Source organism: Ruminococcoides intestinale, assembly GCF_040095935.1.
In the GTDB taxonomy this organism is placed as follows: Bacteria; Bacillota; Clostridia; order Oscillospirales; family Acutalibacteraceae; genus Ruminococcoides; species Ruminococcoides intestinale.
Genome location: NZ_JBBMFQ010000002.1, coordinates 315,572 through 341,675, shown reverse-complemented (window position 1 = coordinate 341,675; position 26,104 = coordinate 315,572). Strand labels below are relative to the sequence as shown.

Annotated in this window: 22 protein-coding genes; 4 read left to right on the top strand and 18 right to left on the bottom strand. The window is 42.1% G+C overall.

Features of this window, described 5'->3' with window-relative positions:
- Positions 1 to 23: 23 nt before the first annotated feature.
- A complete protein-coding gene (locus WMO31_RS05250; RefSeq protein ID WP_117885775.1) occupies positions 24 to 1,043 on the bottom strand; it encodes a toll/interleukin-1 receptor domain-containing protein in 1,020 nt (339 codons plus the stop codon).
- 125 nt (positions 1,044 to 1,168) lie between these two features.
- Here WMO31_RS05250 and WMO31_RS05245 point away from each other — a divergent pair, with 125 nt between their 5' ends.
- Positions 1,169 to 1,336 (top strand): hypothetical protein, encoded by a 168-nt coding sequence (locus WMO31_RS05245; protein WP_181984210.1) that lies wholly within the window; start codon positions 1,169 to 1,171, stop codon positions 1,334 to 1,336.
- A gap of 9 nt (positions 1,337 to 1,345) precedes the next feature.
- On the top strand, positions 1,346 to 1,555 hold the full coding sequence (locus tag WMO31_RS05240; protein WP_117885774.1) for a DUF4368 domain-containing protein: 210 nt from the start codon (positions 1,346 to 1,348) through the stop codon (positions 1,553 to 1,555).
- A gap of 398 nt (positions 1,556 to 1,953) precedes the next feature.
- Here the strand turns inward: WMO31_RS05240 and WMO31_RS05235 are convergent, their stop codons facing one another.
- The 6 genes from WMO31_RS05235 to WMO31_RS05210 all read right to left on the bottom strand — a co-directional run bounded on the left by WMO31_RS05235 (position 1,954) and on the right by WMO31_RS05210 (position 8,367).
- Complete coding sequence (locus WMO31_RS05235; protein WP_046431414.1) at positions 1,954 to 2,175, bottom strand: RDAC family protein; 222 nt, start codon at positions 2,173 to 2,175, stop codon at positions 1,954 to 1,956.
- A 10-nt stretch (positions 2,176 to 2,185) separates the two neighbouring features.
- On the bottom strand, positions 2,186 to 3,253 hold the full coding sequence (locus WMO31_RS05230) for a trans-sulfuration enzyme family protein (RefSeq protein WP_367999342.1): 1,068 nt from the start codon (positions 3,251 to 3,253) through the stop codon (positions 2,186 to 2,188).
- Positions 3,254 to 3,618: 365 nt separating this feature from the next.
- Positions 3,619 to 4,032, bottom strand: coding sequence for a hypothetical protein (locus tag WMO31_RS05225; protein ID WP_015523180.1), 414 nt, complete (start codon positions 4,030 to 4,032; stop codon positions 3,619 to 3,621).
- Positions 4,033 to 4,043: 11 nt separating this feature from the next.
- Complete coding sequence (gene srtB / locus WMO31_RS05220) at positions 4,044 to 6,029, bottom strand: class B sortase (protein WP_367999341.1); 1,986 nt, start codon at positions 6,027 to 6,029, stop codon at positions 4,044 to 4,046.
- Positions 6,019 to 7,200, bottom strand: a complete 1,182-nt coding sequence (gene thiI, locus WMO31_RS05215) for a tRNA uracil 4-sulfurtransferase ThiI (protein WP_367999340.1) — start codon at positions 7,198 to 7,200, stop codon at positions 6,019 to 6,021. The genes srtB and thiI overlap by 11 nt, the downstream gene beginning before the upstream one ends.
- A gap of 39 nt (positions 7,201 to 7,239) precedes the next feature.
- Positions 7,240 to 8,367 (bottom strand): cysteine desulfurase family protein, encoded by a 1,128-nt coding sequence (locus WMO31_RS05210; RefSeq protein ID WP_367999339.1) that lies wholly within the window; start codon positions 8,365 to 8,367, stop codon positions 7,240 to 7,242.
- A 149-nt stretch (positions 8,368 to 8,516) separates the two neighbouring features.
- On the opposite strand from WMO31_RS05210, the gene spoVAC reads away from it, so the two are divergent.
- Positions 8,517 to 8,972: a stage V sporulation protein AC gene (gene spoVAC / locus WMO31_RS05205; RefSeq protein ID WP_367999338.1), complete on the top strand. Its 456-nt coding sequence runs from the start codon at positions 8,517 to 8,519 to the stop codon at positions 8,970 to 8,972.
- 59 nt (positions 8,973 to 9,031) lie between these two features.
- On the opposite strand, the gene WMO31_RS05200 is transcribed toward spoVAC, so the two are convergent.
- From WMO31_RS05200 to WMO31_RS05160, 9 genes are all read right to left on the bottom strand, one after another.
- Positions 9,032 to 9,796: a zinc ribbon domain-containing protein gene (locus tag WMO31_RS05200; RefSeq protein WP_367999337.1), complete on the bottom strand. Its 765-nt coding sequence runs from the start codon at positions 9,794 to 9,796 to the stop codon at positions 9,032 to 9,034.
- A gap of 528 nt (positions 9,797 to 10,324) precedes the next feature.
- Positions 10,325 to 11,527, bottom strand: a complete 1,203-nt coding sequence (gene tuf / locus WMO31_RS05195) for an elongation factor Tu (protein WP_015523175.1) — start codon at positions 11,525 to 11,527, stop codon at positions 10,325 to 10,327.
- A gap of 115 nt (positions 11,528 to 11,642) precedes the next feature.
- Complete coding sequence (gene fusA / locus WMO31_RS05190) at positions 11,643 to 13,742, bottom strand: elongation factor G (RefSeq protein WP_015523174.1); 2,100 nt, start codon at positions 13,740 to 13,742, stop codon at positions 11,643 to 11,645.
- 31 nt (positions 13,743 to 13,773) lie between these two features.
- Positions 13,774 to 14,244, bottom strand: coding sequence for a 30S ribosomal protein S7 (rpsG, locus tag WMO31_RS05185; protein ID WP_021882688.1), 471 nt, complete (start codon positions 14,242 to 14,244; stop codon positions 13,774 to 13,776).
- A gap of 157 nt (positions 14,245 to 14,401) precedes the next feature.
- Positions 14,402 to 14,821, bottom strand: coding sequence for a 30S ribosomal protein S12 (gene rpsL, locus WMO31_RS05180; protein ID WP_015523173.1), 420 nt, complete (start codon positions 14,819 to 14,821; stop codon positions 14,402 to 14,404).
- Positions 14,822 to 15,736: 915 nt separating this feature from the next.
- The gene (locus WMO31_RS05175; RefSeq protein ID WP_367999336.1) at positions 15,737 to 17,392 is read right to left on the bottom strand and encodes an alpha-amylase family glycosyl hydrolase; all 1,656 of its coding nucleotides are present in this window, start codon (positions 17,390 to 17,392) and stop codon (positions 15,737 to 15,739) included.
- Positions 17,393 to 17,463: 71 nt separating this feature from the next.
- Positions 17,464 to 18,327 carry a sugar ABC transporter permease gene (locus WMO31_RS05170; RefSeq protein ID WP_046431438.1) on the bottom strand — a complete coding sequence of 288 codons (864 nt, stop codon included), beginning with the start codon at positions 18,325 to 18,327 and terminating at the stop codon, positions 17,464 to 17,466.
- Positions 18,324 to 19,823, bottom strand: a complete 1,500-nt coding sequence (locus tag WMO31_RS05165) for a carbohydrate ABC transporter permease (protein WP_303675822.1) — start codon at positions 19,821 to 19,823, stop codon at positions 18,324 to 18,326. Before WMO31_RS05165 ends, WMO31_RS05170 begins: the two co-directional genes overlap by 4 nt.
- A gap of 250 nt (positions 19,824 to 20,073) precedes the next feature.
- Positions 20,074 to 21,411, bottom strand: a complete 1,338-nt coding sequence (locus WMO31_RS05160; RefSeq protein WP_118144367.1) for an extracellular solute-binding protein — start codon at positions 21,409 to 21,411, stop codon at positions 20,074 to 20,076.
- Positions 21,412 to 21,936: 525 nt separating this feature from the next.
- Between WMO31_RS05160 and WMO31_RS05155 the strand changes: the two genes are divergently transcribed.
- The gene (locus WMO31_RS05155) at positions 21,937 to 23,403 is read left to right on the top strand and encodes a UDP-N-acetylmuramoyl-L-alanyl-D-glutamate--2,6-diaminopimelate ligase (RefSeq protein WP_015523168.1); all 1,467 of its coding nucleotides are present in this window, start codon (positions 21,937 to 21,939) and stop codon (positions 23,401 to 23,403) included.
- A 77-nt stretch (positions 23,404 to 23,480) separates the two neighbouring features.
- Here the strand turns inward: WMO31_RS05155 and ymfI are convergent, their stop codons facing one another.
- Together ymfI and WMO31_RS05145 are read right to left on the bottom strand one after the other, a co-directional pair.
- On the bottom strand, positions 23,481 to 24,218 hold the full coding sequence (gene ymfI / locus WMO31_RS05150) for an elongation factor P 5-aminopentanone reductase (protein WP_367999385.1): 738 nt from the start codon (positions 24,216 to 24,218) through the stop codon (positions 23,481 to 23,483).
- 173 nt (positions 24,219 to 24,391) lie between these two features.
- Positions 24,392 to 26,083: a glutamine--tRNA ligase/YqeY domain fusion protein gene (locus WMO31_RS05145; RefSeq protein WP_015523166.1), complete on the bottom strand. Its 1,692-nt coding sequence runs from the start codon at positions 26,081 to 26,083 to the stop codon at positions 24,392 to 24,394.
- Between the last annotated feature and the right edge of the window lie 21 nt (positions 26,084 to 26,104).

Genomic DNA, 26,104 nt, shown 5'->3' with positions numbered 1-26,104 from the left:
ACAGATTGTTTTTTACAGTACAATCAATTGTATTGCTCTGATATTTCATCCAAATATCTCATTAAAGAATATGGAAGCTCTTTAATAAATATTATACTATCTTTAGTACGACCAAACATATCTCTCATCATAGGATGACTAAAAGTAAAATCAACCATGTCTCTAAATTCTCTAATGGCAATTGATTTTTCGTCAGAGCTATTTCCACTTTTTAGTATGTCAATCAGTTCTTTCCCCATATCATAAATCCAAGGAAAATCTTCTTTTAATAGACTGAGCGTCATCAAAAATGCATAAGAACTACGTTTGCCGCTCATATGCATAATTTCATCAAAAAACATAGAACTATATTTTCTTGACATTCTTTTCCGTTCAAATGCCATTTCATTTCTCATAGAAATCCGTTCTAAGGAATCTTTAATTTTTTCCATATCGTCGTACAGTTTATCATCGGGATTTCGTAACAATTTTTGATTGTCTCTGGAAAGTTCGAGGATTTCTTCTAATATTTCAGAAGAATGATTGACATCTTCTGGTGCAACATCTTCATCTTTATTTGAACTTTTATCCCTCAATTCGATTAATTCTTGTTCAAGAGTCGGATACCAAACATCAAATGATTTATCAAGGCGTTGCTCAGATATACCTGCATCACCACAAGCTTTATTTAATGTTTGAACCATTTTCTTAATATCATCTTTTTGAAAAATAGTTGACTGAAATTGTAAAATTGGTCCCTGTACTTCTGAACGCTTTATATCAAACAAGAACGGTGTGACAAAGGATTTTTCCATTGTCTTAGAAAGTGCACCTGCTTCAAAAGATAGCCATGGAGCCTCTAAATTTTCTTTGGTTACACATAATATTCCAAATGTTGAATCTTCAAGTTCTTTTGCTATATCAGTGCTCCATCTAGCACCTTTATCAATATCTTCAGACGAAACATATGGTTCGAGTGATTGTATAACAGATGGAAGCCAATCCCTAAAAATAACTGCAACTTTCCAACTGATATTACCTGACCAACTAATAAATACTTTCATAAGTTTTCTCCTCATATAGATTGTCCCTTTCATTATAACAAATTGTTCCAAAATAAATCAAGTATTTGGATAATGATATTGAAATTAATATATGTAAAGTGACACAATAATATGATTTCGGAAAAATGGCAGAAGATATACTTTTGAGTATATCTGAAAAAAGTTACATCTTACCAAGCTATGAAGCAGAGCAAAAATTGCTTAAAGAAGTGGTTGTTATGCTGCGTAATGAAATCGAAACACAGGACGATAAAACTGCAAATGTGCGTGCATTTGTAGAAAAGGTCAAGTGATACACGGAAATCGAGGACCTTACGCCTGCCATAGTCAATGAGTTTATCGATTACATTATGGTTTCAAAAAAACAGGTCATAGACGGCAAGACCATATATCCGATAGACATTTACTACAACGGAGTTGGTATCATAACAGCCCCATCTGCTGAAGAATATGAAGAAATGTTTCAAGAACGCTTAAAACAGAAGCGTACAAAGGAACAAAAAACGGCATAGTCACGAATGACTATACCGTAATTTGTCAGAGCCGCCCTCGTCCCCTCACTTCCTTATGTGAAGGGGAGTAACTCGCTGTTTCTTCCGTATTTTTAATTAAAGAGAGAGGAAAAATATATCAAATGAAAATCTTGTAAGCTGTTTAACATGGGTTATCACCACTTATTCTGTCACGCTCGGGCAAGACTTGTTATAAATCAAGCCGTTCTGCCTTTACGAACTGTAAATAACGGTTGTTTGTTAACCCTTTCTTATGTTGTGCCTATAATTGATATAATAAGCACTTTGCAAAATTATAAGTCTAATCACACTTGATGTGCTTATTATATCACGGCAATCGTGACAGAATAATGACAAACAAGAGAATGTTTTGAAAATCTTTTAAAAAAATTTTCTGATTACGCTTTATCTACTGTAAATGTCAATTTATTGTCGGCAATATTGATTTTACCGCCGATATTTGCAAAATAAGAGGTTAAAAATTGATATACTTCGTCCTTCTCTGCTTCATCAAATGAAAAATACTGTCCTCCGCAGGCATCGTGAAAATGTAGATACACTCCGAATTTTTCGTCAAGAATCCTCTTGAATTCAAGCACCTGTGAATATGAAAAATTCATAATAAGCTCCTTAAATCAGGTTTTCTTTTTCAAAAGCCTGTCTTAAATCTTCGATGATATCTTCGGCATCCTCAATACCAACGCTGAAACGGAAAAATCCGTTGTGGAATTCTTCGGGATAAAGATACTGTCTTTCATCGTTTTCACCGAGAAATACGATAAGGCTTTCATCGTGACCGAGTGATACAGCCGATGTGATTACTTTAAGATGTGTAACAAAACGGTTGTAGGTATCGTGGTCGGCTTTAAGTCCAAACGAAAGCACTCCGCCGAACCCGTTTTTCATCTGCTTAACTGCAACATCGTGATTCGGGTGATCCTCAAGTCCCGGATATGCAACAAAGCTTACACCTTTGACCGTTTTCAGATAACGAGCAACCTTGAGTGCATTTTCGTTGTGCTGTTTCATACGCAACGGAAGTGTTACCGAACCTCTCATAATCAGCCATGCATTGAACGGGCTGATTGTTGCACCGAGGTTAATCGGTCTTTGGTTGAACGGAGAAGCAAATGTGTTGTCAACCGACAAAAGTGCACCGTTTGCATGGGCAAGCTCTGCAATCTTTTCAATGTCGGAAATTGAAAGAGTAGGGTTGCCCGGTGTTTCAATGTGAATGAGCTTTGTGTTCGGACGGATTGCCGCCTTAACTTTTTCAATGTCGGTTGTGTCAACAATTGTTGTTTCAACACCGAATTTGTCTTTGAGAAGTTCGTTCAGAAGTCTGTAAACCGCAATATATGTTACGCTTGAAAATACAACATGGTCACCGCTTTTGAGCAATGCAAAGAAAAGTCCCGACAGAGCCGCAACACCGCTTGCAAGGACAACGCAATCCTCTCCGCCCTCAAGGGACGCAAGCTTTTCCTGAAGATACTGCTGATTTGAACCGCCGTTGCGTGTGTAGAGGTTTTTGCCTGCACTGCTCCAGTTGAGGTCGCTCGGATCATACGGGAGTTCATAGCTGTTTGCCATTGTGATAGGTCTTTTGATTGCTCCTGTTTCGCTGTCAACATCATTGCCCGTGTGAACAGCCCTTGTCTGAAATCCGAATTCATCGCCAAAATTTCTTTTTGCCATAACTGTACTTCCTTTCTTAGCATGATTTTTATGTGCTTGATTATGTATGTATTTTATTTCTACTATTCCTATGTATTTAGTATGTTTTAATTATAGCACCATTTTTTGCATTGTCAAGATTAATTTTATAAATGGCAAACACGGTTTGCGACCGCCGCCTGTGGCGGATAAAGGGAGCATAGCGCTGTCTGAAATATAGTCGCAAGGCTACCCCTACTGATTCCATATAAAACAAAAATTGCATCAGAACCTTATTCGGGCATCTGATGCAATCTTTTTATCTAACTATCTTCTCGAATTGACAGCGGTGGCACACCACCGACTGTAATTTTACATTTTTAATTTTCAACTTTCAATTCGCAATGCTATTGCATTACCGAGTTTGCCATAATATATTTTCTGAGCGGTCCCTGCATAATGGATTCAATCTGCTCGGGTTCATCGGGCAGAAGAATAAGAATCTGATTTGCGGCTCTGACAACATATCCGTCATCGCCGTTTTCATTTTTCAGCTTTTTGCAGTCATTAACAGGGGTTTCACACAAAGCACGGGAAATTATGCTTTTTATTCCCTTTTCATCGTCAAATCCGAGTCCGCCGACAACGAAAACCGCATTCAGTTTTTTGAAAGCGTCTGTAAGTTCATTTCCGAGTTGTTCGGAATCGGTTGCAAAGCAGGTTTTGACGAGTTCAAGGTCAAGCTCGGAAAAGGATTTTTGCAAAGCTCTTTCGCAAAACGAGGTTTTGCGAGCAGCGAAAAATACAAGCCTGCAATTCATTTTCCGTCCTCCTACTGTGCGTTTGCGTATTCGGGTTTCAGCGTTGCCTTGAATTTTGGTGCAATGCTCAAATTAGCCGTTACCTTTGTATAGTCATAGGTGGTGTCCCAACCCTCAAAGGTGTAGGTATAATACTCATCACTCGGTTTTTTCGGTACGGTCTTAGGCACAACCGCCGACTTGCCGTACTCAACCTTTTGCGTTGACAAAGCTGAACCGTCGTAGTTAAGGAAGGTTACATTGCAATAAACCTTTGCCTTTGTTGTAGGCTGTGGCTTTTGCGTTACAACCTGACCTTTTGTATCTGTTGCGGTTGTAGCCTCGGTTTTCTTGGTTACCTTTTGGTTCTTAAAGCTGTAATCTCCGTCATACCAGGTAATCTGACCTTTCTTGTAAGCTGTGTCAAAGTCTGTGACGGTAGGTCTTGTACCGCCGTAGGATGAGTAATAAACCTGCGGCCATACTGCATTCTTATTAAGCGATGCCTTTGAAACATCAACCTTTGTTGACTCGCCCGCTCTTACCTTTCTTGCAACAATAACCGTTCTGAAGTTTGTGAACTCATACGAACAGGTTGAAAGTGTTACAAGCTCATCGTCCTCGTTTACATCAACAGGACAATTAAAGAGTGAACGAACACGGACATTGTAAACATAGTTCATAAAATCCTTGTCATTTTCAAAGTCGCTTATCATGTAGTTGAAGAAATCGCCGTGTGCGGTAAGAGTGTTTGTCTTGAACACGGAGATAATCTTATAAGTACCTTTGCCCTTTGGAGTGTCAAAGCGGAAGGTCGGAACTTCTTTGTAGAAATCGAGATCCCCCGTTGTTCCGCCGAACTTCATAAGGTCACCGAACATCGAACCGTCCTGAATGTGGTGAGAGTGAAGAACAAGGTTCTTGCCGTCTGTACCCTTTGTTGAACGGTAGTCAACAAATACGCTGCCGAAGCCGTCCCACTCATTCTTGTAGTTGTGGTTAAGGTAGTACTGTTGCGGTGTGCTGTCTGCCTTATGCCAAAGAACGGGGTAGTCAATGTGGGTATCCTTCATCTGAATCCAGCCGACAATTTCATCGTTGATTTTCAGAAGTTTATCCCAATTGATTGTGTCATCCTTTTTCTTTTCGGGTGTTGTTTCACCGTCATCAACGCTGTGAGCAATTCGCTGAATTTCTCCGTTAAGCTCGGCATTTCTCAGGCTGAGGTAAATCATATTGTAGAACAACAGCGAAAGTGCGGTAAGAAACACGAGAAACGAAACAATTACAACGCATTTTCTTGTAACTTCCTTTGAACCGTCACCACGCATAGGAATGAAGTTGTTGACAAAGCCTGTCTTTGCCGGAACAAATTCCCTGTCGCTGAAACCGTTAGGATAGTCAATTGCAGAATTTTCAAAGTTTGACTTTGCTCTTATGCAGGCAAGACAAACCATATCTTCGGGATTTTCACCGGCAAGAGCCGACTTTGGAAGAACGGCAACCTGAATACCACGGTACATAAAGCAGTAGCCAAGATAGCCGTTGCCCATATCTTTAAGGCTGAAAATTCTTGACTTTTTACGGAACATTCTGTACTTGTCCTCGAGCTGTTCCATCTCTTCCTTGTCTGCCTTACGCTTTTTGGCATCGAGAAAATCAAGATTTCTCTTTCGCCAATAGTCCTTCGGCACGGGAGTATTCTCATACTTCTCGGATGCCGCAACAACCTCGGCAAACTTTTTGCGAAACGATGTGCTGTCCTTTGTTGTAAGAGCCTCTGCAATCACAACCTGATCAGGCGCTTTTTCGCTTTTCGCAAGCTCGTTAAGTGCAGAAATAATTTTAGAATATGAAGGTGAAACGCTTTTTACTTTGGTTACGGAAAAGCCGTTTTGTTCAAGCTTTTTTGCAATTTCACCGCTTGTTTGAGAAAGGTCAGCGGAATTTTTGCCCGTTAAGGAAAAAATCTCAACATCCATGTCAATTCCCCTTTCAATCGTTTGATTATTCATCATCAGCCGAAATTCTTGTAACTTTGAGGTTCTGAAGAGCCTCCTCAACAAGAGGTCCGAAGTTCGGCTTTTCCTGAGCCTCTTTTACATATTTGAGAACAGGTCTTGTACGGGGATGCTTTGGTGTGAACACGGTACAGCAGTCCTCATACGGCTCAATTGATATATCGTAGGTATCAATCTTGTAGGCAATGTCGATAATCTCCTGCTTATCCATACCTATGAGCGGTCTGAACACGAGCATATCGGTCGCCTCATCTGTACACGAAAGCGCACCGATTGTCTGGCTTGCAACCTGACCGAGGCTTTCGCCTGTGATGAGTGCCTGACATTCGTACTTTTCGGCAATCTTTTCTGAAATCTGCATCATCAGGCGGCGCATAATGATTGTGAAAAGTTCCTCGGGACATTCGTCCTTGATTTTCTCCTGCAGCTTTGTAAACGGCACGGTGTACATAACCATATCGCCTGCATATCTGCTGACTCTGCGAAGAAGTCTGACAACCTTGTCTTCGGCTCTGGGGCTTGTGTAGGGCGGACTTGCAAAGTGAATTGCAGTAAGTCTGATACCTCTTTTTGCCATCATATAAGCGGCAACGGGAGAGTCAAGACCTCCGCTGATGAGAATTGCGGCTCTGCCGCCTGTGCCGACCGGAATACCGCCTGCTCCTCTTACCGGCTCACCGTGAACATAAGCACCGAAGTCACGGATTTCAACATTTACAACAAGGTCGGGGTTGTGAACATCAACCTTGAGGTGCGGAAACTTTGAAAGGATTTCACCGCCGACCTCTCTGCAAATTTCGGGAGATTTAAGCGGAAACTTCTTGTCGCTTCTCTTAGCCTCAACCTTAAAGGTTTTTATATTTTTAAGCTGATTTTCAAGATATCTCGGAGCGGTTTCAAGAACGGATTCGATTGTTTTTTCACAAACGGCGGCTCTTGAAAAAGCGATAATTCCGAACGCCCTTGAAACGATTTCGCAAGCCTTTTCAAGATCTGCGTCATCATCAAGCGGTTTTACATAAATTGTGGACTGTGCGGATGTAATCTCAAAATGGCCTGCACTCTTTAATGCGTGTTTGAGGTTCTTTTTGAGGACATCTTCAAATGAACGGCGGTTAAGTCCCTTGAGAACAATTTCGCCGTCTTTCAAAAGTAAAATTTCCTTCATAAAATGTATTCCTTTGTTTTAATATATATTCATACGATTTTATTTGTGAGCAAGGGTTTTCAGTCCCTTTTCAATACCGTAACAAAGTGCGTCGATATCTGCCTCTGTGTTAAATTTTGAAAAGCTGATTCTCAGTGCGCTGTCGGCTCGGTCACGACCGATATTCATTGACTCAAGCACATAACTCGGTTTGCCCTTTGCACAGGCACTTCCCGAGGACACATAGACCTCAAGATTTTCAAGAAAATGGAGCATGGTTTCGCTCCTGACCTTTCCTGCCGAGATATTCAGCACATACGGAAGTGCGTTTTCGGGGGAGTTGAGAACCACACCGTCAATTTTTAATAGCTTATCCTTTGCGTAGCTGTTAAGCTTTGAAACATAATCGTAATTTTTATCTATGTTAAATTCACCGCAGGCAACACCCATTGCGGCAATCAACGGAATCGCCTCTGTGCCGGGGCGGAGTTTTTTCTCCTGCTCACCTCCGTAGTGAAGCGGAACAAGCCGTACACCCTTTTTCACAAAGATTGCACCCACACCCTTCGGGGCATGGATTTTATGACCGCTCACGCTGATTAAATCCGCATGAAGCCTTGACGCAGAAAGCGAGATTTTGCCGAACGCCTGAACGGCATCCGTGTGGCAGATTACATCGCAGTTCTTCGCCTTTACGGCAGAAAAAATATCCGTAACATTCATAATTGCGCCCGTTTCGTTGTTGACGCACATTACAGACACAAGAATTGTGTTTTCGTCAACATTTTCAAGCACATCTTCCTTGTGAATTGTGCCGTCCTCACGGGGCATTATATAGACAACATCAAAGCCGTTATCCTCAAGTTTTTTTGCAGATTCCATAATACTGCTGTGTTCAACGGCAGACACAACAATCCGCTTTCCTCTGCGTTTTTTAGCCTCGGCAACACCGAAAATTGCAAGGTTATTCGCCTCTGTGCCGCCGCTTGTAAAATAGATTTCGTCGGCAGTTGCACCAAGCTTTCTTGCAACCTCTTTTCGAGCCTTTACAAGCTCCTGCTCTGCATACATTCCACGCAAATGGAGTGACGAAGGATTGCCGTAATTTTCGGTCATTATCTCAAACGCTTTTTCTGCCGCCTTTTGCGACACCTTCGTAGTTGCGCTGTTATCGAGATAATGCTCCATTACTTTACCCTCATTTCGTTTTACATAGCTGTACATATTAATAAGTATACTACAACAGTCAAAAAAAATAAAGTGATAATTCAAACATAATTGAAATTTATACGGCAAAAATATATGTAAATTAATTAACGGTGCAAAGGTGGCATTTTATGATTTCAAAAAAAGAATATAGCACGATTGTGAAAAATAATTCACCGAAAAGTAAATGTTTTGTGAACGGGACTAAGGCTTTTTTCATCGGCGGTTTCATCTGTCTTATCGGACAGATTTTGACCGACAGCTATTCATTGCTTGACATCGGCAAAGATGATGCAAAAACGCTGACATCGGTAACGCTGATTTTCATAGGAATTTTGCTGACAGCAATCGGTGTTTACGATAAAATCGCCAAGCATGGCGGTGCCGGTACGCTTGTTCCGATTACAGGTTTTGCAAATGCGGTTTCATCGCCTGCAATTGAATTCAAATCCGAGGGATATGTTGCAGGACTCGGCGCAAAGCTGTTCATCATCGCAGGACCTGTCATAGTTTACGGTGTTACCGCATCTGTTGTTTTCGGTGCTGTTTTATGGGTACTGCATATGTTCGGGATTACCTTATTCTGACTTTTCAATAATTTAAACTGCAAAAAGAGGTGTCGCAAACGCTGACACCTCTTTGTCTGTTATCTTTTCTTGTACAAAACAAGCTCCGGATTTTTAAGATTTTCCTCATAAGTTGAAATCAGGATAAAGTCTGTATTTCCGACAATGCCGAAATATCTGTCACCGCCGAACTCACATTCAAGCTGATTGCCGAGATATGTTGCGTTGTCATCCAAAAACTTAACCGTGTTGCCGTTCGGAAGTCTGTATCCCAAATTAACAAATCTTCCGACAAGCGCATTCAGCTTTGTAAGTTTTGGCATACCCTCAATATTTAGGGCATTTATCTCATCAATAAGAACATTTTTGAATTCCTCAAAAGCCTTGTTTCCGCCGAGTTCCTTATATCTTTTCCAATAGTCGAGCTTCGGGAGTGTTCTCAACAGATACTCACGCACCTCTTTTTCGGAATGTTCCTCGTTTGCCATATTTTTGACGCAGACATCAATCAAATCGTCCATATCGCTGTACATATAATTTCCGTCGGCATAACACCACTTGCAATAATCTTCATTCATAAAGCCGTCTTTCTCTCTGCTGATAATCTCATCTTCCAACGGCATACCGCAACATTGACATATCAATTTTCGGGGTGAACCGAGCAGGGTATTGATTGACACATTATAAAGCTTTGAGAGAAGTTTTAATGTTTCCGTATTTGGAACTGTGTCGCCGTTTTCCCAACGAGAAACAGCCTGTCTTGTTACAAACAGTTTTTCAGCCAACTCATCCTGAGAAAAGCCCGATTTTGTTCTTAATTTCAGTAAAATTTCTTTTGTATCCATAGCCGTCACCTCTTGCGTATATTATAATGCAGAGCGTGATTTTTCACAAGCAACTTGCTGTTGCACGGCGAACCGCCGTACCCAATTCGTGTAGACAGTTTGATATTAAAAGAACAAAACAAACCGTAGGGACGCTCATCTGACGCCCGCTTGATAAAATCTTATGTTTGAAAAAAATGTTTTGATGTAATGGATGTTGTGTATAATCTGTAGGGGAAAACCTCATTCTCCCGCAGGTAACAGCACATGCATTATGATAATTACAAAGCATATAAATATCGCAAAGTCAAGTTTTATCTGTAGCAGCGAACCGAGTTCTCCCGTCTGAAAAATAGTCGCAATGCGTTGCACATAAATGTGCTGCCTTTTGCTCATTATTTCAGACAGCGCTTTGCCCCCTTTATCCGCCACCGGCGGCGGTCGCAAGGCTACCAATCGTATCGTGTTTGCACACGATGCGAACACAAAAAGAGCCGATACAAATGTATCGGCTCTGAATGTTAGAAAATAAACGATAATCGGTTAAAATTATTCGTTAATAGCGATAACTGCGCCTGAACCTACTGTTCTGCCGCCTTCACGAATAGCGAAACGAAGACCAACTTCGATAGCGATAGGAGTGATAAGTTCAACGTCCATTTCAACGTTATCACCAGGCATGCACATCTCTACGCCCTCTGGGAGTGAGATTGTACCTGTTACGTCAGTTGTTCTGAAATAGAACTGCGGACGATAGTTGTTGAAGAATGGAGTATGACGGCCACCTTCGTCCTTAGTAAGAACATAAACCTGGCCACGGAACTTTGTGTGTGGGTGAATTGTACCTGGCTTAGCAAGTACCTGACCTCTCTGGATTTCAGTTCTCTGAACACCACGGAGAAGAACACCTACGTTGTCGCCTGCTTCAGCGAAGTCAAGAGTCTTTCTGAACATTTCAAGACCTGTAACAACAACTTTTCTCTTTTCGTCTGTAAGACCAACGATTTCAACTTCTTCACCAGTCTTAATCTGACCTCTTTCAACTCTACCAGTTGCAACAGTACCACGACCTGTGATTGTGAATACGTCCTCAACAGGCATAAGGAATGGCTGGTCAGCCTTACGGTCAGGAGTTGGAATATACTCGTCAACAGCGTCCATAAGCTCGTGGATGCACTTGTACTCAGGAGCGTTAGGATCCTTAGATGTGCTTGTAAGAGCAAGATAAGCTGAACCCTTGATGATTGGTGTATCATCGCCCGGGAACTCATACTCGTTGAGGAGGTCACGGATCTCCATCTCTACGAGCTCGAGAAGCTCAGGATCGTCAACCTGGTCAGTCTTGTTCATGAATACTACGATGTAAGGTACACCTACCTGACGAGAAAGAAGGATGTGCTCTCTTGTCTGTGGCATAGGACCGTCAGCAGCTGATACAACGAGGATAGCGCCGTCCATCTGAGCAGCACCTGTGATCATGTTCTTTACATAGTCAGCATGGCCTGGGCAGTCAACGTGTGCATAGTGACGCTTGTCTGTTTCATACTCAACGTGAGCTGTGTTAATTGTGATACCACGCTCTCTCTCTTCAGGAGCCTTATCGATGTTAGCGTAATCAACGAAATCAGCATCGCCTTCGAGGTTGAGAACCTTTGTGATAGCAGCAGTAAGTGTTGTTTTACCATGGTCAACGTGGCCAATTGTACCAATGTTAACATGGGGCTTATTTCTTTCAAATTTTTCTCTTGCCATTGGAAATTTCCTCCTTATTGTTGTAAAAAGAATTTACAATAGATTTAATCATATTGTATCAATTTTTTCTAAAAAAATCAATACATTTTTGAAAAAAGTGCTTTAAAAGGTATGATTAGTCCTTTTTAGCTCTTTCACTCATAATCTTTTCAGCAATGTTCTTCGGAACCTCTGCATATGTGTCAGGCTCCATAACATACTGACCACGACCCTGAGTCTTGGAACGCATGTCTGTTGCGTAACCAAACATCTCTGAAAGCGGAACATGAGCGATAACTCTCTGAACGCCGTTGTCAGCTTCCATGCTCTGGATCATACCACGACGAGAGTTAAGGTCGCCGATTACATCACCGAGGTATTCCTCAGGAGTGATAACAGTAACCTTCATGATCGGTTCGAGAAGTACAGGATCTGCCTTCTTCATAGCGTTCTTGAATGCCATTGAACCGGCAATCTTAAATGCCATTTCTGATGAGTCGACTTCATGATAAGAACCATCATAAAGCTCAACCTTAACATCAACTACATTGTAGCCTGCAACAACACCGCTGAGCATTGCGCCCTGAATACCCTGGTCAACAGCCGGAATGTATTCCTTTGGAATAGCACCGCCGACAATGTTGTTAACGAACTCATAGCCCTTGTCCTTGTTAGGATAGATATTGATCTTAACGTGACCGTACTGACCCTTACCACCTGACTGACGAGCATACTTTTCGTCAACAGAAGCTTCCTTGCGGATAGTTTCCTTGTATGCAACCTGTGGAGCACCGATGTTTGCTTCTACCTTAAATTCACGGAGAAGACGGTCAACAATGATTTCGAGGTGGAGTTCACCCATACCTGCGATGATTGTCTGGCCTGTTTCTTCGTCTGTATAAGCCTTGAAAGTAGGATCTTCTTCTGCAAGCTTTGCAAGAGCGATACCCATCTTTTCCTGACCTGCTTTTGTCTTCGGCTCAATAGCAACACGAATTACAGGATCAGGGAATTCCATAGACTCAAGGATAACAGGAGCCTTCTCATCACAGAGAGTATCACCTGTTGTTGTATTTTTAAGACCAACGGCAGCAGCGATGTCACCTGCGTATACGCAGTCGATATCTTTTCTGTCGTTAGCGTGCATCTGCAAGATACGACCGAGACGCTCGTTGGTGTCCTTAACTGAGTTGTAAACAGTTGTGCCGGCAGAAACTGTACCGGAGTAAACTCTGAAGAAGCAGAGCTTACCAACAAACGGGTCAGTAGCAATCTTGAATGCGAGAGCTGCGAATGGCTCTTTATCTGATGACGGTCTTTCAACCTCATCGCCTGTTTCAGGGTCAACACCCTTGATAGCAGGTACATCTGTCGGAGCAGGCATATAATCAACGATAGCATCAAGGAGCATCTGAACACCCTTGTTACGGTAAGAAGAACCGCAGGTTACAGGTACCATTGTGTTGTCAATAGTAGCCTTTCTGATTGTGCTCTTGATTTCGTCGATTGTAAGCTCTTCGCCGCCGAAGTATTTCTCCATAAGATCCTCATCGAGTTCAGCAACTGATTCGATAAGTTTCTCATGATACTCGTTAGCGAGATCCTGCATCTCTTCCGGAATTTCCTCTTCACTGTAGTCTGTGCCGTCTTCGTTGTGATAGATTTCGGCCTTCATAGTAACGAGGTCAACGATGCCTCTGAAATCACTCTCAGCACCGATCGGAAGCTGAATCGGAACAGCATTACATTTAAGTCTGTCCTTCATCATCTGAACAACATGGTAGAAGTTAGCGCCCATGATGTCCATCTTGTTTACATAAACCATTCTCGGAACGCCGTAGTTATCAGCCTGACGCCATACTGTTTCAGACTGAGGCTCAACGCCGCCTTTTGCGCAGAGGACTGTTACAGAACCGTCAAGAACACGAAGTGAACGCTCAACTTCAACAGTGAAGTCAACGTGACCGGGGGTGTCGATGATGTTGATTCTGTGCTTGTCATACTGATGCTTGCTGCCGAACCAGAATGCAGTTGTAGCAGCAGAGGTGATTGTGATACCACGCTCTTTTTCCTGAACCATCCAGTCCATTGTGGAAGCACCGTCGTGTGTCTCACCGATTTTATGGTTTACGCCGGTATAATACAGGATACGCTCAGTTGTTGTGGTTTTACCGGCATCAATGTGAGCCATGATACCGATGTTTCTTGTTTTTTCAAGTGAAACCTGTCTTGGCATAAAATCCTCCTAATAAACGCTGATGATAAAATTACCATCTGTAATGAGCGAAAGCCTTGTTAGCTTCAGCCATCTTATGAGTGTCTTCACGCTTCTTGAAAGCACCGCCGGCACTGTTTGTGGCATCAAGGATTTCTCCTGCAAGTCTTTCCTTCATTGTCTTTTCGCTGCGAGCTCTTGAATAAGTAGAAATCCAGCGGAGACCGAGTGTCTGGCGTCTTTCAGGACGAACCTCCATAGGTACCTGATAAGTAGCACCGCCGACACGACGAGCCTTTACTTCGAGAACGGGCATTACATTTTCCATAGCCTGTTCAAAAACCTCAAGCGGGTTGTTACCTGTCTTTTCAGCAATAATGTCGAATGCACCGTAAACAATTTTCTGAGCAACGCCCTTTTTACCGTCGTACATAATGTTGTTGATAAGACGAGTTACGAGTTTTGAATTATAAAGCGGATCCGGTAATACGTCACGCTTCGCAATAGAACCTCTTCTTGGCACTTTGCTTCCCTCCTTCACAATAATTGAGATATCATAGGTACTCGAAAGCGACAAACTCCCGTATGCCAACAAGACATTCTACCATAATATATATAGTAAAATTCCTGCCGCATAGCAGAACTTAAATAATTTAAGTCAAGAGAGTTTTGTCAATTCCTTATTTACCTTTCTTCGGACGCTTAGCACCGTACTTTGAACGGCTCTGCATACGGCCCGAAACACCCTGAGCGTCGAGTGTACCACGAACGATGTGGTAACGAACACCAGGCAAGTCCTTAACACGGCCACCACGAATAAGAACAACGCTGTGTTCCTGAAGGTTGTGACCTACGCCGGGAATATAGGAACTGACTTCAATACCGTTAGAAAGTCTTACTCTGGCAATCTTTCTGAGCGCTGAGTTAGGCTTTTTAGGTGTAGCGGTCTTTACTGCAGTACAAACACCTCTCTTCTGTGGGGAGCTCTGATCAATAGCAACACGCTTTTTTGAGTTCCAACCCTTTAAGAGAGCAGGTGCCTTTGCCTTCTTCTCGGAAACCTGTCTGCCCTTGCGTACCAACTGGTTAAATGTAGGCATTATTTGTCCTCCTTTCAAAAAATATAAGAATTGATAAAACTGCTTTGCTTTTGCAAAGCCCTGTGAAACATCAATAATATCCCCAAAAACGGGCGCAATTACAGAATGTCCCACGATTAAACATTATAAACTATCCGCTCACTTTTTGTCAAGCATTTTTTTGTAAAATTTAAGCGAGGCTTATGCTTGATAAATATTATACATTCCCACGAATATGTTTTGATATTATGAAAGCTGTTATTAATCACAGCGACTAGCAAAAAATTGTCTGCACGAATTGACAACGGCGGCACACCGTAATGAAAAAGAGGCTGTAAAGAAATGAAGTTTAAGACTTCGTTCTTCACAGCCTCCGTTTTCATTTTTTATTTAGGAGAGAGGAAAATATATCAAATAAATACTTATACACTGTTTTATCGGGACGATGTTCGCCGTTCCCTTATGTTGTGACTTTATTATACCACACCAATATTGACAACTGTGTGACAAAAACAAGAAAGTTTTCGGAATTTTCAATTTTTATCATTTGTAGTAGCAAACAATGTATTTGAGAATTTATAAAATTTGTTTTTAAATATAATTTCTGCCGTTACTCACGGGAGAACATGGTTCTCGCCTACAAAACAGCAGTCATTTTGCGACATTTATAAAATTACATCTGTCAAACATTTTGTGATATTACTTGCAGGGCTGTGAAATAACAGCCTTACAAAAACAAGAAGGCACATAACCGTCATTGTTTTCGGTTATGTGCCTTTTGTGGTTTATATATATCCTTATACAAATGTTGCAAAGCTTCTGTGATACCGCTACGAAATAACTGTCTTCACGAACGAAAAAAGTCAACTTCGGCACATTGTTGTGCTCGGGAGATATAGTCTTTAATACAAAATAACTGTCTGCACGAACAAAAAATCATTCAGCAGACTTAATGATTACCGTTGACTGTGGCGGTACAGAGATTTTTCCGTCTTTAAGTTCGGTATGCTTTGAACTGCTCTCGGGGATAAGGTCTGCACGGAGAGTTGCATTCTTAATCATATCGTCTGTAATTGTAAGCTCCTTTGCGTCATTCTTGCTGAAGTTGTGAATAATGAGGAGCTTTGAATCCTCATACTCAACATAGTAAGCGCCGACTGCCTTATCATCAAAGCCCTGTGTGCCCACAATTCTGCCCCTTGCAATTTCGGGGTTCTGATTTTTGATTGTGATAATTCTACGATAGTAGTTGAGGAGAGAATCCTTGTCGGCAAGCTGCTGTTTTACACCGCCACCGGTAGGCACCTCTGGCTCATCTCCGATACCGTTTACATAAATATCGGGAAGGTTCTCACTGTCAAAAACCATCTGTGTTCTGTATGCCGCATCGTTTGTGGTATTCGGAGCCTTAACACCGATTTCCTCTCCGTAATAGATGAACGGATTACCAGGCGCAAGCATATAAACTGCGGCTGCAAGTTTCTGAGAAGAAAGTCCCTGAGATTCAAGTGCGTTTCCGCTACGAACCTGATCGTGGTTTGAAAGGAACATTGCATTGATAGCATTGGGATTTGACTCTGTCATTTTGTTATCGTAGTTCATAATTTTTTTGGCAGTAGCCATACCGCCCTGCGAAATGATGTTGCTGATAATTGTGCCTGTTGAGGTTGAAAACTTAAATGCAAACTGGCTGTCGATGCCGGATTTGTAAAGCTCCTGAATATCGGAATCATCGGACCAGTTCTCGCCAACCATATAGACATCTTCCTTAATACCCTTGCAGGTGTCGTAGAACCACTTGAGAAATTCTGTTCCGTCGGTTTCCTTATTTGTAAAGTATTTGCAAGCATCAAGTCTGAAACCGTCAACTCCTCGGTCAAGCCAGAATTTCGCAATTTTTGTAAATTCTTCTCTCGTCTTTTTAGAATTGAGATTCCATTCGGGCATCTCCTGAGAAAAGTTCGCCTCACAGGCATAACCGTTTCCAAGACTGATAGTCTGTGTATCGCTGTCAAAATATGAGGCCTTGTGAATTTCAAAATATTCGGCATTGCCGTCAAGCTTATTATCGGCAACCTCTTCAACAGCCTTTGTAAAAAGCGGATTTTTTGAAGATGCGTGATTCAAAACAAGGTCAAGAATTACATTTATGCCACGCTTGTGACATTCTTCAATAAGCTTGTCGAAATCGTCGAGCGTACCGAAGTCGGGATCAATATTGTAATAATCTTCAACATCATACTTATGATATGACTTTGACGGCATAATCGGAGTAAGCCAGATTGCGTCAACACCGAGGTCGTCACCAGAATTCGGATCGCCGTCATTAAGGTAGTCAAGCTGTGAGATGATTCCCTGAAGGTCGCCTGTTTCGTCACCGTTTGAATCGCAGAAAGAGTTTACGAAAATTTCGTAGTAGTTTCTGTATTTATCGGTTGATGCAGTTGCCTTAACGCCTTCAATCGGGTCGGCAACTTTTGCAGTATTTCCGTCGGATGAATCTGATTTTGATGATGAAGAATCAGAGCAGCCTGTAAGCACACAGCCCGCAAGCATTGCACCGGCAAGAAGAATGGAAAGAATTTTTTTCATAGTATCCTCCGTAAAATTAAAACGGACGGCAGCCTGTGACTGCCGCCCGTGAGAGCTTGTATATATTGGGATTAACCCTTTACGCCACCGGCTGTTACACCTTCAACATAATACTTCTGCATCTTGAGGAAGAGAAGTGTAATCGGAACAGCAACAACAACAGAACCTGCAAGGAACTGCTTGTAGTATGTGTTCTTAAAGTCCTGATCAATCATTAGCTGAAGACCGATAGCAACAGTATAGTTGTCACGAGCGTCACCCATGATAATCTTAGCAAGAATGAAGTCTGTCCACGGTCCGATAAATGAAGTAAGAACCGTGTAAACAACAATCGGCTTTGACATAGGAAGAATAATCTTCCAGAAAATCTGGTTTTTGGTAGCACCGTCAATGGTTGCCGCCTCGTCAAGTGCTCTTGGAATTGTATCGAAGAAGCCCTTTGAAATCTGGAAACCAAGACCGGCACCGCAGCTGTAGCAGATTACAAGAGCAACGAGAGTCTGAGTAAGACCCATTGCCTTGAGAAGATAGTAAATAGCAATCATTGTCATGAAGCCGGGGAACATACCGAGAATCATACCAACATTCATAAACTTTTTACGAGCCTTAAATCTGAGTCGGCTGAATGCGTAACTAACCATAAGAACCGAAATTGTAGAAATTACGCAGCTGAAACAAGCAACTACGAATGTGTTAAGGAACCATCTCGGGAAGTTAAGGCTTGCAGTACCGCCTGAACCCGTGAACAAATCAATGTAGTTCTGGAGTGTCCATTCCTGCGGGATAATTGTACTTCCGTAAATTTCAGCACCGCCACGGAATGAATGCATTAAAAGATAGATGAACGGAGAAATCCAAACGAAACCCATTACAATAAGGAACAGGTAAACAAAAGCGTTCGCAATATGTCTTCTTAATTTGTAACTTTTTATCATGAGAACGCCTCCTCATCCTTCATTGATTTTGAGTTATTATACACAATGAGTGAGAGCGTTGCGCAAATAACAAATACCAAAATACCTATCGCGGCGGCAAGTCCGTAGTCCTGAGAGTTCATGGTCAGCTTAAAGAGCCATGTAACAAGGATATCGGTTTCACCGGCCTGATAATATTTTTCGGTTGTCGGATTACCGTTTGACAACAGGTAAATAACATTAAAGTTATTGATGTTGCCGACAAACTGGGTAATGAGCTGAGGAGTTGTAACGAAGAGCATATACGGAAGTGTGATAGCCGTAAATGTCTTGACAGGACCTGCACCGTCAATTCTTGCAGATTCATAGAGATCCTCAGGAATATTCATAAGAATACCCGACATAGAGAGGATGGTATACGGAATACCTACCCAACAGTTAATGATGATAACTACCCAACGAGCCAGCGTCGCATCCTGATTCAGCCACTGAATTTCAACATGACTGTTTGTAATGTTTGAAAGCAGGATATTTACAGCACCGTTTGACTGGAGCATCTGGTTCATGAGAAGAAGTGATACGAACTGAGGAACAGCAATTGTGATAACGAAAAGTGTTCTCCAGAGTGATTTAAACTTGATACCCTTCTTGTTGATCATAAGAGCAAAGATCATACCGAGGATATAGTTTGAGAATGTAGCTGCAACAGCCCAGATAAGAGTCCATTCTGTGAGCTTAACAAATGTATAACCCTTCTTAGCACCTTCAACGAGGTTGAAGAGTGAGCCGAAGTTGTCAAAACCAACCCATGAGAACAGTGTTCCCGGAGGCATATGCTGTTTATCATAGTTGGTAAATGCAATCAAAATCATAAATATGAGCGGCAGAACATTGAAGATACCGATCATAAGTACAGGGAATGACATAAGTGTGATATGATACTTACCGTCAAGGAACTGCTTCATATCATATTTGAATGAAGTCGGTTTCTGACCGTTAGCCTTCATAATCTGATGTCTGTACGCATCTTTGATGTTTGTTATGTAAATAGCGAAAACCACTACTGTGATTACGAGTGTCAATACCGAGTAAAGCAGAATAAGCATTGAGTTATCGCCGGGTACCTGCTTTGGAATGATACCGTTGATATATTCAGTTCTCTGAGCCTGAATACCGAGTGTCGGGAACATTTTGAGATATCCCCAACCGAAAAAAGCCATATAAAGGATATAGAGAACTTCAACAGCGAAGAAAAGAATACCCTTGTAATATTTACCTTTGCTAAGATCACCTACACCGAAAATAAGGTAGGAAAGTTTTGTAGCCCAGTCGCCTTTTACGAAGGTCTTGCCGTAGTTGGCAAAGCCCTTGCCGATGCCTACGAAGAACTTAACTATTGCCTTGCCGAGTGCTGTGAAAAAATGGGCAACGGCATGAGGAACGTTACAGAAAAACTTCTTTGTGTTGTAGGCAAATCTCTGGAAAGGATTGAGCTGTTTGTATTCAACATATGTCATTAGGCGCTCTCCTTAATAATTTGCAAATCTCTCTAATACACCAAACTAATAATACTTTTTACGCTATCCTATAATAGTTGCCGTTCGTAATAAAACATTATTAGTCAGGCGAATACACAAATTGATAACGCAAGCGGACAGTCCGCATTTTTTCTTTTTTTACGGGACACTCCGTTTTCGGAGTGTCCCGCAGCTAATTAATCGATTAAATTAAATCAATTTAACTTACTTAATTTAACTTACTTAACGATTAGCCCTCATCCCTAACGTTAGAAATTGTTTCGTTAAGAAGCTTCTTCATAGCAGCTGCATCTGAAGGATCGCATGTGTCAGCGATGATCTTGTTGCCAAGGTTAGCCATAGGATCCCAGAATGTTGAAGCAATATTAACCTGTACACAAGCATTCAGAGACTGCTCACCGATAGCCTTAAGAACAGGAGAACCTGTTACAGCTTTGCTTTCCTGAACCTTCTTGTTTGCAGGTCCCCAACCGAGCTTCTCAGTTCTCTGGAGCTGGCACTCTTCACCTGCAAGATAGTGAGCAAGAATCTGAGCTGTTGCCGGGAACTTAGAAGAACCGTTTACACCGATGTACTTATAACCGAACATTGAGATAAGCTGCTTGTCTGTGCCGTTGACATTGATTGTAGGAAGCTTTGCAGCACCGAAGTTGTCACCGAGAGCCTTCTGGTTAGAAGCTGTATCCCATGAACCGTCGATACCTGCGCCACACTTACCGCTTGCAAAACCTGAAGCGATGTTAGCAACGTCAAGCGATTGGAATGTACCTCTGTAATCCTTGATGAGCTTTGCAAAAGCCTGAAGTGTTTTAACAGCTTCATCTTCGTCATATTTAACAAATTTCTGTGTAATACCGTCTTTTTCAAGACCGTCAATTTTAACACCTGCAGTGAAAGCGAAAGTACAAGCATAGTAACCGTCACCGGCATTCATAATGAACTTCTTGCCTGCCTTCTTACAAGCCTCAAGAATACCCTCAAGTGTCTTAGCCTGCTCGTCGGAAACTACTGACTTATCATAAACGAGATAGTAACCGTTATCGTTTGTTTCAGGATAAGCATAGAGAGTATCATTAAGTGTAGCTGCTTTTACAGTTTCCTCAGAATTAGCCTCTGTTACGGCATCCTTAAATGCAACCTGAGAAATAACGCCTGCGTCAACGAGCTTGTTGAGCTGGTCACTCGGGATGCTGAATACATCTGCAGCTGTTGTAGCATCGTTAAGCATATTTGTAGCAGCATCTTTTTCGCCCTGTGCTACAACTGAGATTTCCTTAAATTTTCTGTTAGGATAAGCCTTTTTGAAAGCCTCAACCTGCTCTTTAACAAGGCTTACAGCAGCATCAGGAGCCCATACCTTAAGAGTTACAGGCTTGCTGTCTGTACCTTCATCGCCGAAGTAGCTGTCGTCAACGATTGAGCCTTCAATCTTAGCAGCACCGTCCGAAGAACCGTTGTCTGCTTTTGAACCGTTGTCTGTTTTCGATGATGCGTCTCCGCCGCCGCAGCCAACAAGTGCAGTAGCAGTCATCATACCTGCCAATAAAATGGCGAGAATCTTTTTCATTGGAAAAATCCCTCTTTCTGAATATTTTCGTAGTGTCCTTTCGGATTACATACTTTCTTTGAGGATATAACGCACGAAGTACATCATATCCGCTATATAATCATATCAAAAAATCGCCTGAATTTCAACTCCCTTTGTACTTTTTATCTATGTTGTTAAAAATCAAAATTATTTTTGTGCAATATGATATCTTTTTTATTGAAATTTTACCTATTGCACAAATTACATTGACTTGAATTGTTTATTTTGCTAAAATGCCATTTGTACAAGTTACACAATCACACCCGACGGTTATGTGACATAACACCCAAATTATATTCTTTATTCATAAAATAAGCTTGAATTTCGGCAAATTTTCCTGATTTTAGTAAAAAATGACCAATCACAAAACAAAGTCATTTATTTCAAACATCACACATTAATTTTTTAACATACAGTTGTAATAAGTGCTGACAATTGTTATAATTATAAAAACAGCGAAAATAAGCAAGCCGACTTTATGTCGGGGAAACGGAGATATATATGATGAAACTGAAAGACCTTCTTATAAATGTTGAATACACGGTTCAGGGCAATCTTAATACCGAAATTTCGGATATTATCTATGATTCACGAAAGGTTGAAAAAGGCACAGCCTTTGTGTGCCTTAAGGGCTATACCTCAGACGGACACAGGTACGCAAAGTCAGCCGTTGAAAAAGGTGCGTCGGCACTCGTTATCAGCGACAGCCTCGACTTTGAAGTGCCGAGTGATGTTGCCGTTGTAAAGGTTGAGGACACAAGATACGCTCTTTCGCTTATGAGCATTGAATTTTTCGGACATCCAGAGGATGAGCTCTACACGGTTGCAATCACAGGCACAAAGGGCAAAACCACAACAACAGCAATGGTTGCGGAAATTTTTGAACACGCAGGAATCAAGACCGGCACAATCGGAACACTCGGTGTTGTTTACGGCGGAGAAACCCACAAAACCGACAACACAACTCCCGAATCATACATTATTCAGAAATCAATGCGTGATATGATTAACGCCGGCTGCAAGGCTATGGTAATTGAGGCATCGTCAATCGGACTTAAACACAGCCGTCTTGCAGGCATGACTTTTGATGTCGGCATCTTTACAAACTTTTCGGATGACCACATCGGCGGTGTTGAACACAAAGACCTTGCGGAATATCTCTACTGCAAGAGTCTGCTTTTCAGACAATGCAAATTTGCCGCTGCAAATATTGACGATCCCGCATGGAAGGATATCACAAAGGATTTCAAGGGTTCTGTTCTCACCTACGGTTTTGCCGACAATGCGGACTTGAAGGGCAAAAATGCTCATCTTCTCTCCGAAAACGGATTTGTCGGTGTTCACTTTGAAACAGAGGGAATCAAAAACCTTTCTGTTGATGTTGACATTCCCGGCAAATTCAATGCATACAACGCACTTGCGGCAATTTCGGCAGTTTCATTCTTTGACGAAATTGAAGATCAGATGATTATTGACGCTCTCAAGGTTGCCAAGGTCAAGGGCAGAGTTGAGCGTGTGCCTGTTCCCTACAACTACACACTCATCATCGACTACGCACACAACGCACTTTCAATGGAAAATGTACTTGAAACACTTCGCCAGTACAATCCGCACAGACTTATTACAATGTTCGGTGCAGGCGGCAACCGTCCTAAGGTTCGCCGTTATGAAATGGGCGAAACCTCGGGCAGACTTTCAGACCTTTCGGTTGTAACGGAAGACAACTCAAGATTTGAAGATGTTATGGACATCATTGAGGACATCAAGACAGGTCTTGCAAAAACCGACGGCAAGTATGTTGTCGTGCCGAACCGCAGAGATGCAATTAAATATTGCATGGACAATGCCGAGGACGGAGATATTATCGTACTTGCAGGCAAAGGTCATGAGGATTATCAGGAAATCAAGGGTGTTAAGTACCATATGGACGAGAGAGAAATCATTGCCGATATTCTCAACGGCAAAAGCTAAACCCATTAACATATAAACACAGTAAAAAATCACGGTCGGAAATCAAATTCCGACCGTTTTTTCATACTCTTATTAAGTTAAATAATCATTCCGCCGTTTACACCGACAATCTGTCCCGTGATGAACCTTGCCCTGTCGCTGCAGAGAAACACAGCAGTTTCTGCAATATCATCGGGCATACCAAGCATATTAAGCGGGGTTTCCTCCTTAAGCTCCTGTACGGTCTGCTCATCAAAGCCTTTCATCATATCGGTCATAATCACGCCGGGACAAATACAGTTGACACGCACTCCCGACAGACCGACCTCCTTGGCAAGACCTTTGGTAAGTCCGATTACACCCGCCTTTGACGCACTGTAATGTACCTCACAAGACGCACCGACCTGTCCCCACATTGAGCTGATATTGAGAATAACACCGCTGTGGCTTTTAATCATATATCTTTTGAGTGCCTGTTGCGAGCAGTAGAAAACACCGTCAAGATTAACCCCCGTCATTTTCTTCCATTCATCGGGAGTTATGTCGGTAAACAGCTTTTGCTGTGCAATTCCCGCATTGTTGACAAGCACATCGAGGTTACCGAAACGGCTGTCGATTTCGTCAAACATTTTGCAAACACTTTCATAATCGGAAACATCCGCCTGAACAGCAAAGGTATTTATACCGTATTCATTTGTAAGCTTTTTGGCAAGGCTTTCGGCTTTTTCGGAATTTTTCGAGTAATGCAACGCAACATCGCAACCGCATTTTGCAAAAGCGACAGCAGTCTGCGAACCGATTCCGCCGGACGCACCTGTTACAAGTATTTTTTTCATCATATTAATACCCGGTAGGGGCGGTTATCATCCGCCCGTTCGTGTGTATTGCACACGATTGAACACATTGTGTTCAAATTTAAACATATTATTGATTACATCAAAACCATATTTAATGAACACAAATTCCTATTAAAGTGGGCGGTCAAAGAAAAGACCGCCCTTTGTTTATTTTACTTCTTAAAACTGTCTTTAAGGCTTACACTGCGGTTGAATACGAGGTGTTCGGGTGAGCTGTCCTTGTTGTCAATGCAGAAATAACCGTGGCGCATAAACTGATAGCTCTTCGGAGCCGTTGCACCTGCAATATTCTTTTCAGCCTTACAGCCTGTGAGAACTTCAAGTGAATTTTCGTTAAGATAATCGAGGAAGTTTCTGTCGCCTGTATCGGGATCCGGAACCGTAAAGAGGTTATCGTAAAGTCTTACTTCCGCATCAAGACAGTTGTTAGCGTCAACCCAATGGATTGTGCCTCTTACCTTTCTGCCGTCGGGAGTATTTCCGCCCTTTGTTTCTGGATCATACTCTGCATAAACCTCAACAACATTGCCGTTTTCATCCTTTTTGCAGCCTGTGCATTTTACGATGTATGCAGACTTGATTCTTACCTCGTTGCCGGGATAAAGGCGCTGATACTTCTTTACGGGTTCTTCCATAAAGTCGGTTTCTTCAATGTAAAGCTCACGACTGAAAGTAACCTTTCTTGTGCCGTCCTCGGGACGGTTCGGGTTATTCTCAACCTCAAATTCTTCGCTCTGTCCCTCGGGATAGTTTGTAATAACAAGCTTAACAGGCTTTAAAACGCACATTGTACGCTCTGCTGTTTCGTTAAGGTCATCACGCAGACAATGCTCAAGAAAGCCGTATTCAACAATTGAATTAACCTTTGAAACACCAATCTGCTCAATGAACGAACGAATTGACTTTGGTGTGTAACCCCTTCTGCGAAGTCCGCAGAGTGTAGGCATTCTCGGATCGTCCCAACCGCTTACATAGTTCTTTTCAACGAGTTCACGGAGCTTTCTCTTTGACATTACCGTGTTGTTAATTCCGAGTCTTGCAAATTCAATCTGTCTTGGCTTGCACGGAACGGAAATATTGTTAATTACCCAATCATAAAGCGGACGGTGAGCCTCAAATTCAAGTGAACAAAGGCTGTGCGTAATACCCTCAAGAGCATCCTCAATCGGATGAGCAAAGTCATACATAGGATAAATGCACCACTTGTCGCCTGTTCTGTGATGCTTGAGTCTGTTAATTCTGTAGATAACAGGATCACGCATATTAAAGTTACCCGACGCAAGGTCAATCTTTGCACGGAGAGTCATTTTGCCGTCCTCAAATTCGCCGTTTTTCATTCTTTCAAACAAATCAAGGCTTTCTTCTATAGGACGGTCACGATACGGACTCTTTGCAGGTGTCTGTGTGTCGCCTCTGTATTCTCTCACCTTGTCGGGAGTAAGCTCGCAAACATATGCAAGTCCCTTTTTGATAAGCTCAACGGCAAATTCATACATCTGATCAAAATACTGTGATGCATAGAAAAATCTGTCGTCCCAATCATAACCAAGCCACTTGATATCCTCTTTGATAGCGTCAATATATTCTACATCTTCCTTTGTAGGGTTGGTATCATCCATACGAAGATTGCAGATTCCGCCGAAATGCTCGGCAGTACCAAAGTCAATGCAAAGAGCCTTTGCATGACCTATGTGAAGATAGCCGTTCGGTTCGGGAGGAAAACGGGTGTGAACCTTTTTACCCTCAAATTTTCCGCCCTCGGCAGTATCCTCTTTTATAAAATCCCAGATGAAGTTGCCCTGAACGGCAGCTTCACCCTCAACATTCTTTATTTCATCAGCCATTTGCCGTGTACCTCCGTCAGT

What these genes read in the sequence shown, in the direction of transcription:
- WMO31_RS05250 (WP_117885775.1), bottom strand. Translation starts at nt 1,043, where the DNA reads ATGAAAGTATTTATTAGTTGGTCAGGTAATATCAGTTGGAAAGTTGCA.
- WMO31_RS05245 (WP_181984210.1), top strand. Translation starts at nt 1,169, where the DNA reads ATGGCAGAAGATATACTTTTGAGTATATCTGAAAAAAGTTACATCTTA.
- WMO31_RS05235 (WP_046431414.1), bottom strand. Translation starts at nt 2,175, where the DNA reads ATGAATTTTTCATATTCACAGGTGCTTGAATTCAAGAGGATTCTTGAC.
- WMO31_RS05230 (WP_367999342.1), bottom strand. Translation starts at nt 3,253, where the DNA reads ATGGCAAAAAGAAATTTTGGCGATGAATTCGGATTTCAGACAAGGGCT.
- WMO31_RS05225 (WP_015523180.1), bottom strand. Translation starts at nt 4,032, where the DNA reads ATGAATTGCAGGCTTGTATTTTTCGCTGCTCGCAAAACCTCGTTTTGC.
- srtB (WP_367999341.1), bottom strand. Translation starts at nt 6,029, where the DNA reads ATGATGAATAATCAAACGATTGAAAGGGGAATTGACATGGATGTTGAG.
- thiI (WP_367999340.1), bottom strand. Translation starts at nt 7,200, where the DNA reads ATGAAGGAAATTTTACTTTTGAAAGACGGCGAAATTGTTCTCAAGGGA.
- WMO31_RS05210 (WP_367999339.1), bottom strand. Translation starts at nt 8,367, where the DNA reads ATGGAGCATTATCTCGATAACAGCGCAACTACGAAGGTGTCGCAAAAG.
- spoVAC (WP_367999338.1), top strand. Translation starts at nt 8,517, where the DNA reads ATGATTTCAAAAAAAGAATATAGCACGATTGTGAAAAATAATTCACCG.
- WMO31_RS05200 (WP_367999337.1), bottom strand. Translation starts at nt 9,796, where the DNA reads ATGGATACAAAAGAAATTTTACTGAAATTAAGAACAAAATCGGGCTTT.
- tuf (WP_015523175.1), bottom strand. Translation starts at nt 11,527, where the DNA reads ATGGCAAGAGAAAAATTTGAAAGAAATAAGCCCCATGTTAACATTGGT.
- fusA (WP_015523174.1), bottom strand. Translation starts at nt 13,742, where the DNA reads ATGCCAAGACAGGTTTCACTTGAAAAAACAAGAAACATCGGTATCATG.
- rpsL (WP_015523173.1), bottom strand. Translation starts at nt 14,821, where the DNA reads ATGCCTACATTTAACCAGTTGGTACGCAAGGGCAGACAGGTTTCCGAG.
- WMO31_RS05175 (WP_367999336.1), bottom strand. Translation starts at nt 17,392, where the DNA reads ATGAAAAAAATTCTTTCCATTCTTCTTGCCGGTGCAATGCTTGCGGGC.
- WMO31_RS05170 (WP_046431438.1), bottom strand. Translation starts at nt 18,327, where the DNA reads ATGATAAAAAGTTACAAATTAAGAAGACATATTGCGAACGCTTTTGTT.
- WMO31_RS05165 (WP_303675822.1), bottom strand. Translation starts at nt 19,823, where the DNA reads ATGACATATGTTGAATACAAACAGCTCAATCCTTTCCAGAGATTTGCC.
- WMO31_RS05160 (WP_118144367.1), bottom strand. Translation starts at nt 21,411, where the DNA reads ATGAAAAAGATTCTCGCCATTTTATTGGCAGGTATGATGACTGCTACT.
- WMO31_RS05155 (WP_015523168.1), top strand. Translation starts at nt 21,937, where the DNA reads ATGAAACTGAAAGACCTTCTTATAAATGTTGAATACACGGTTCAGGGC.
- ymfI (WP_367999385.1), bottom strand. Translation starts at nt 24,218, where the DNA reads ATGAAAAAAATACTTGTAACAGGTGCGTCCGGCGGAATCGGTTCGCAG.
- WMO31_RS05145 (WP_015523166.1), bottom strand. Translation starts at nt 26,083, where the DNA reads ATGGCTGATGAAATAAAGAATGTTGAGGGTGAAGCTGCCGTTCAGGGC.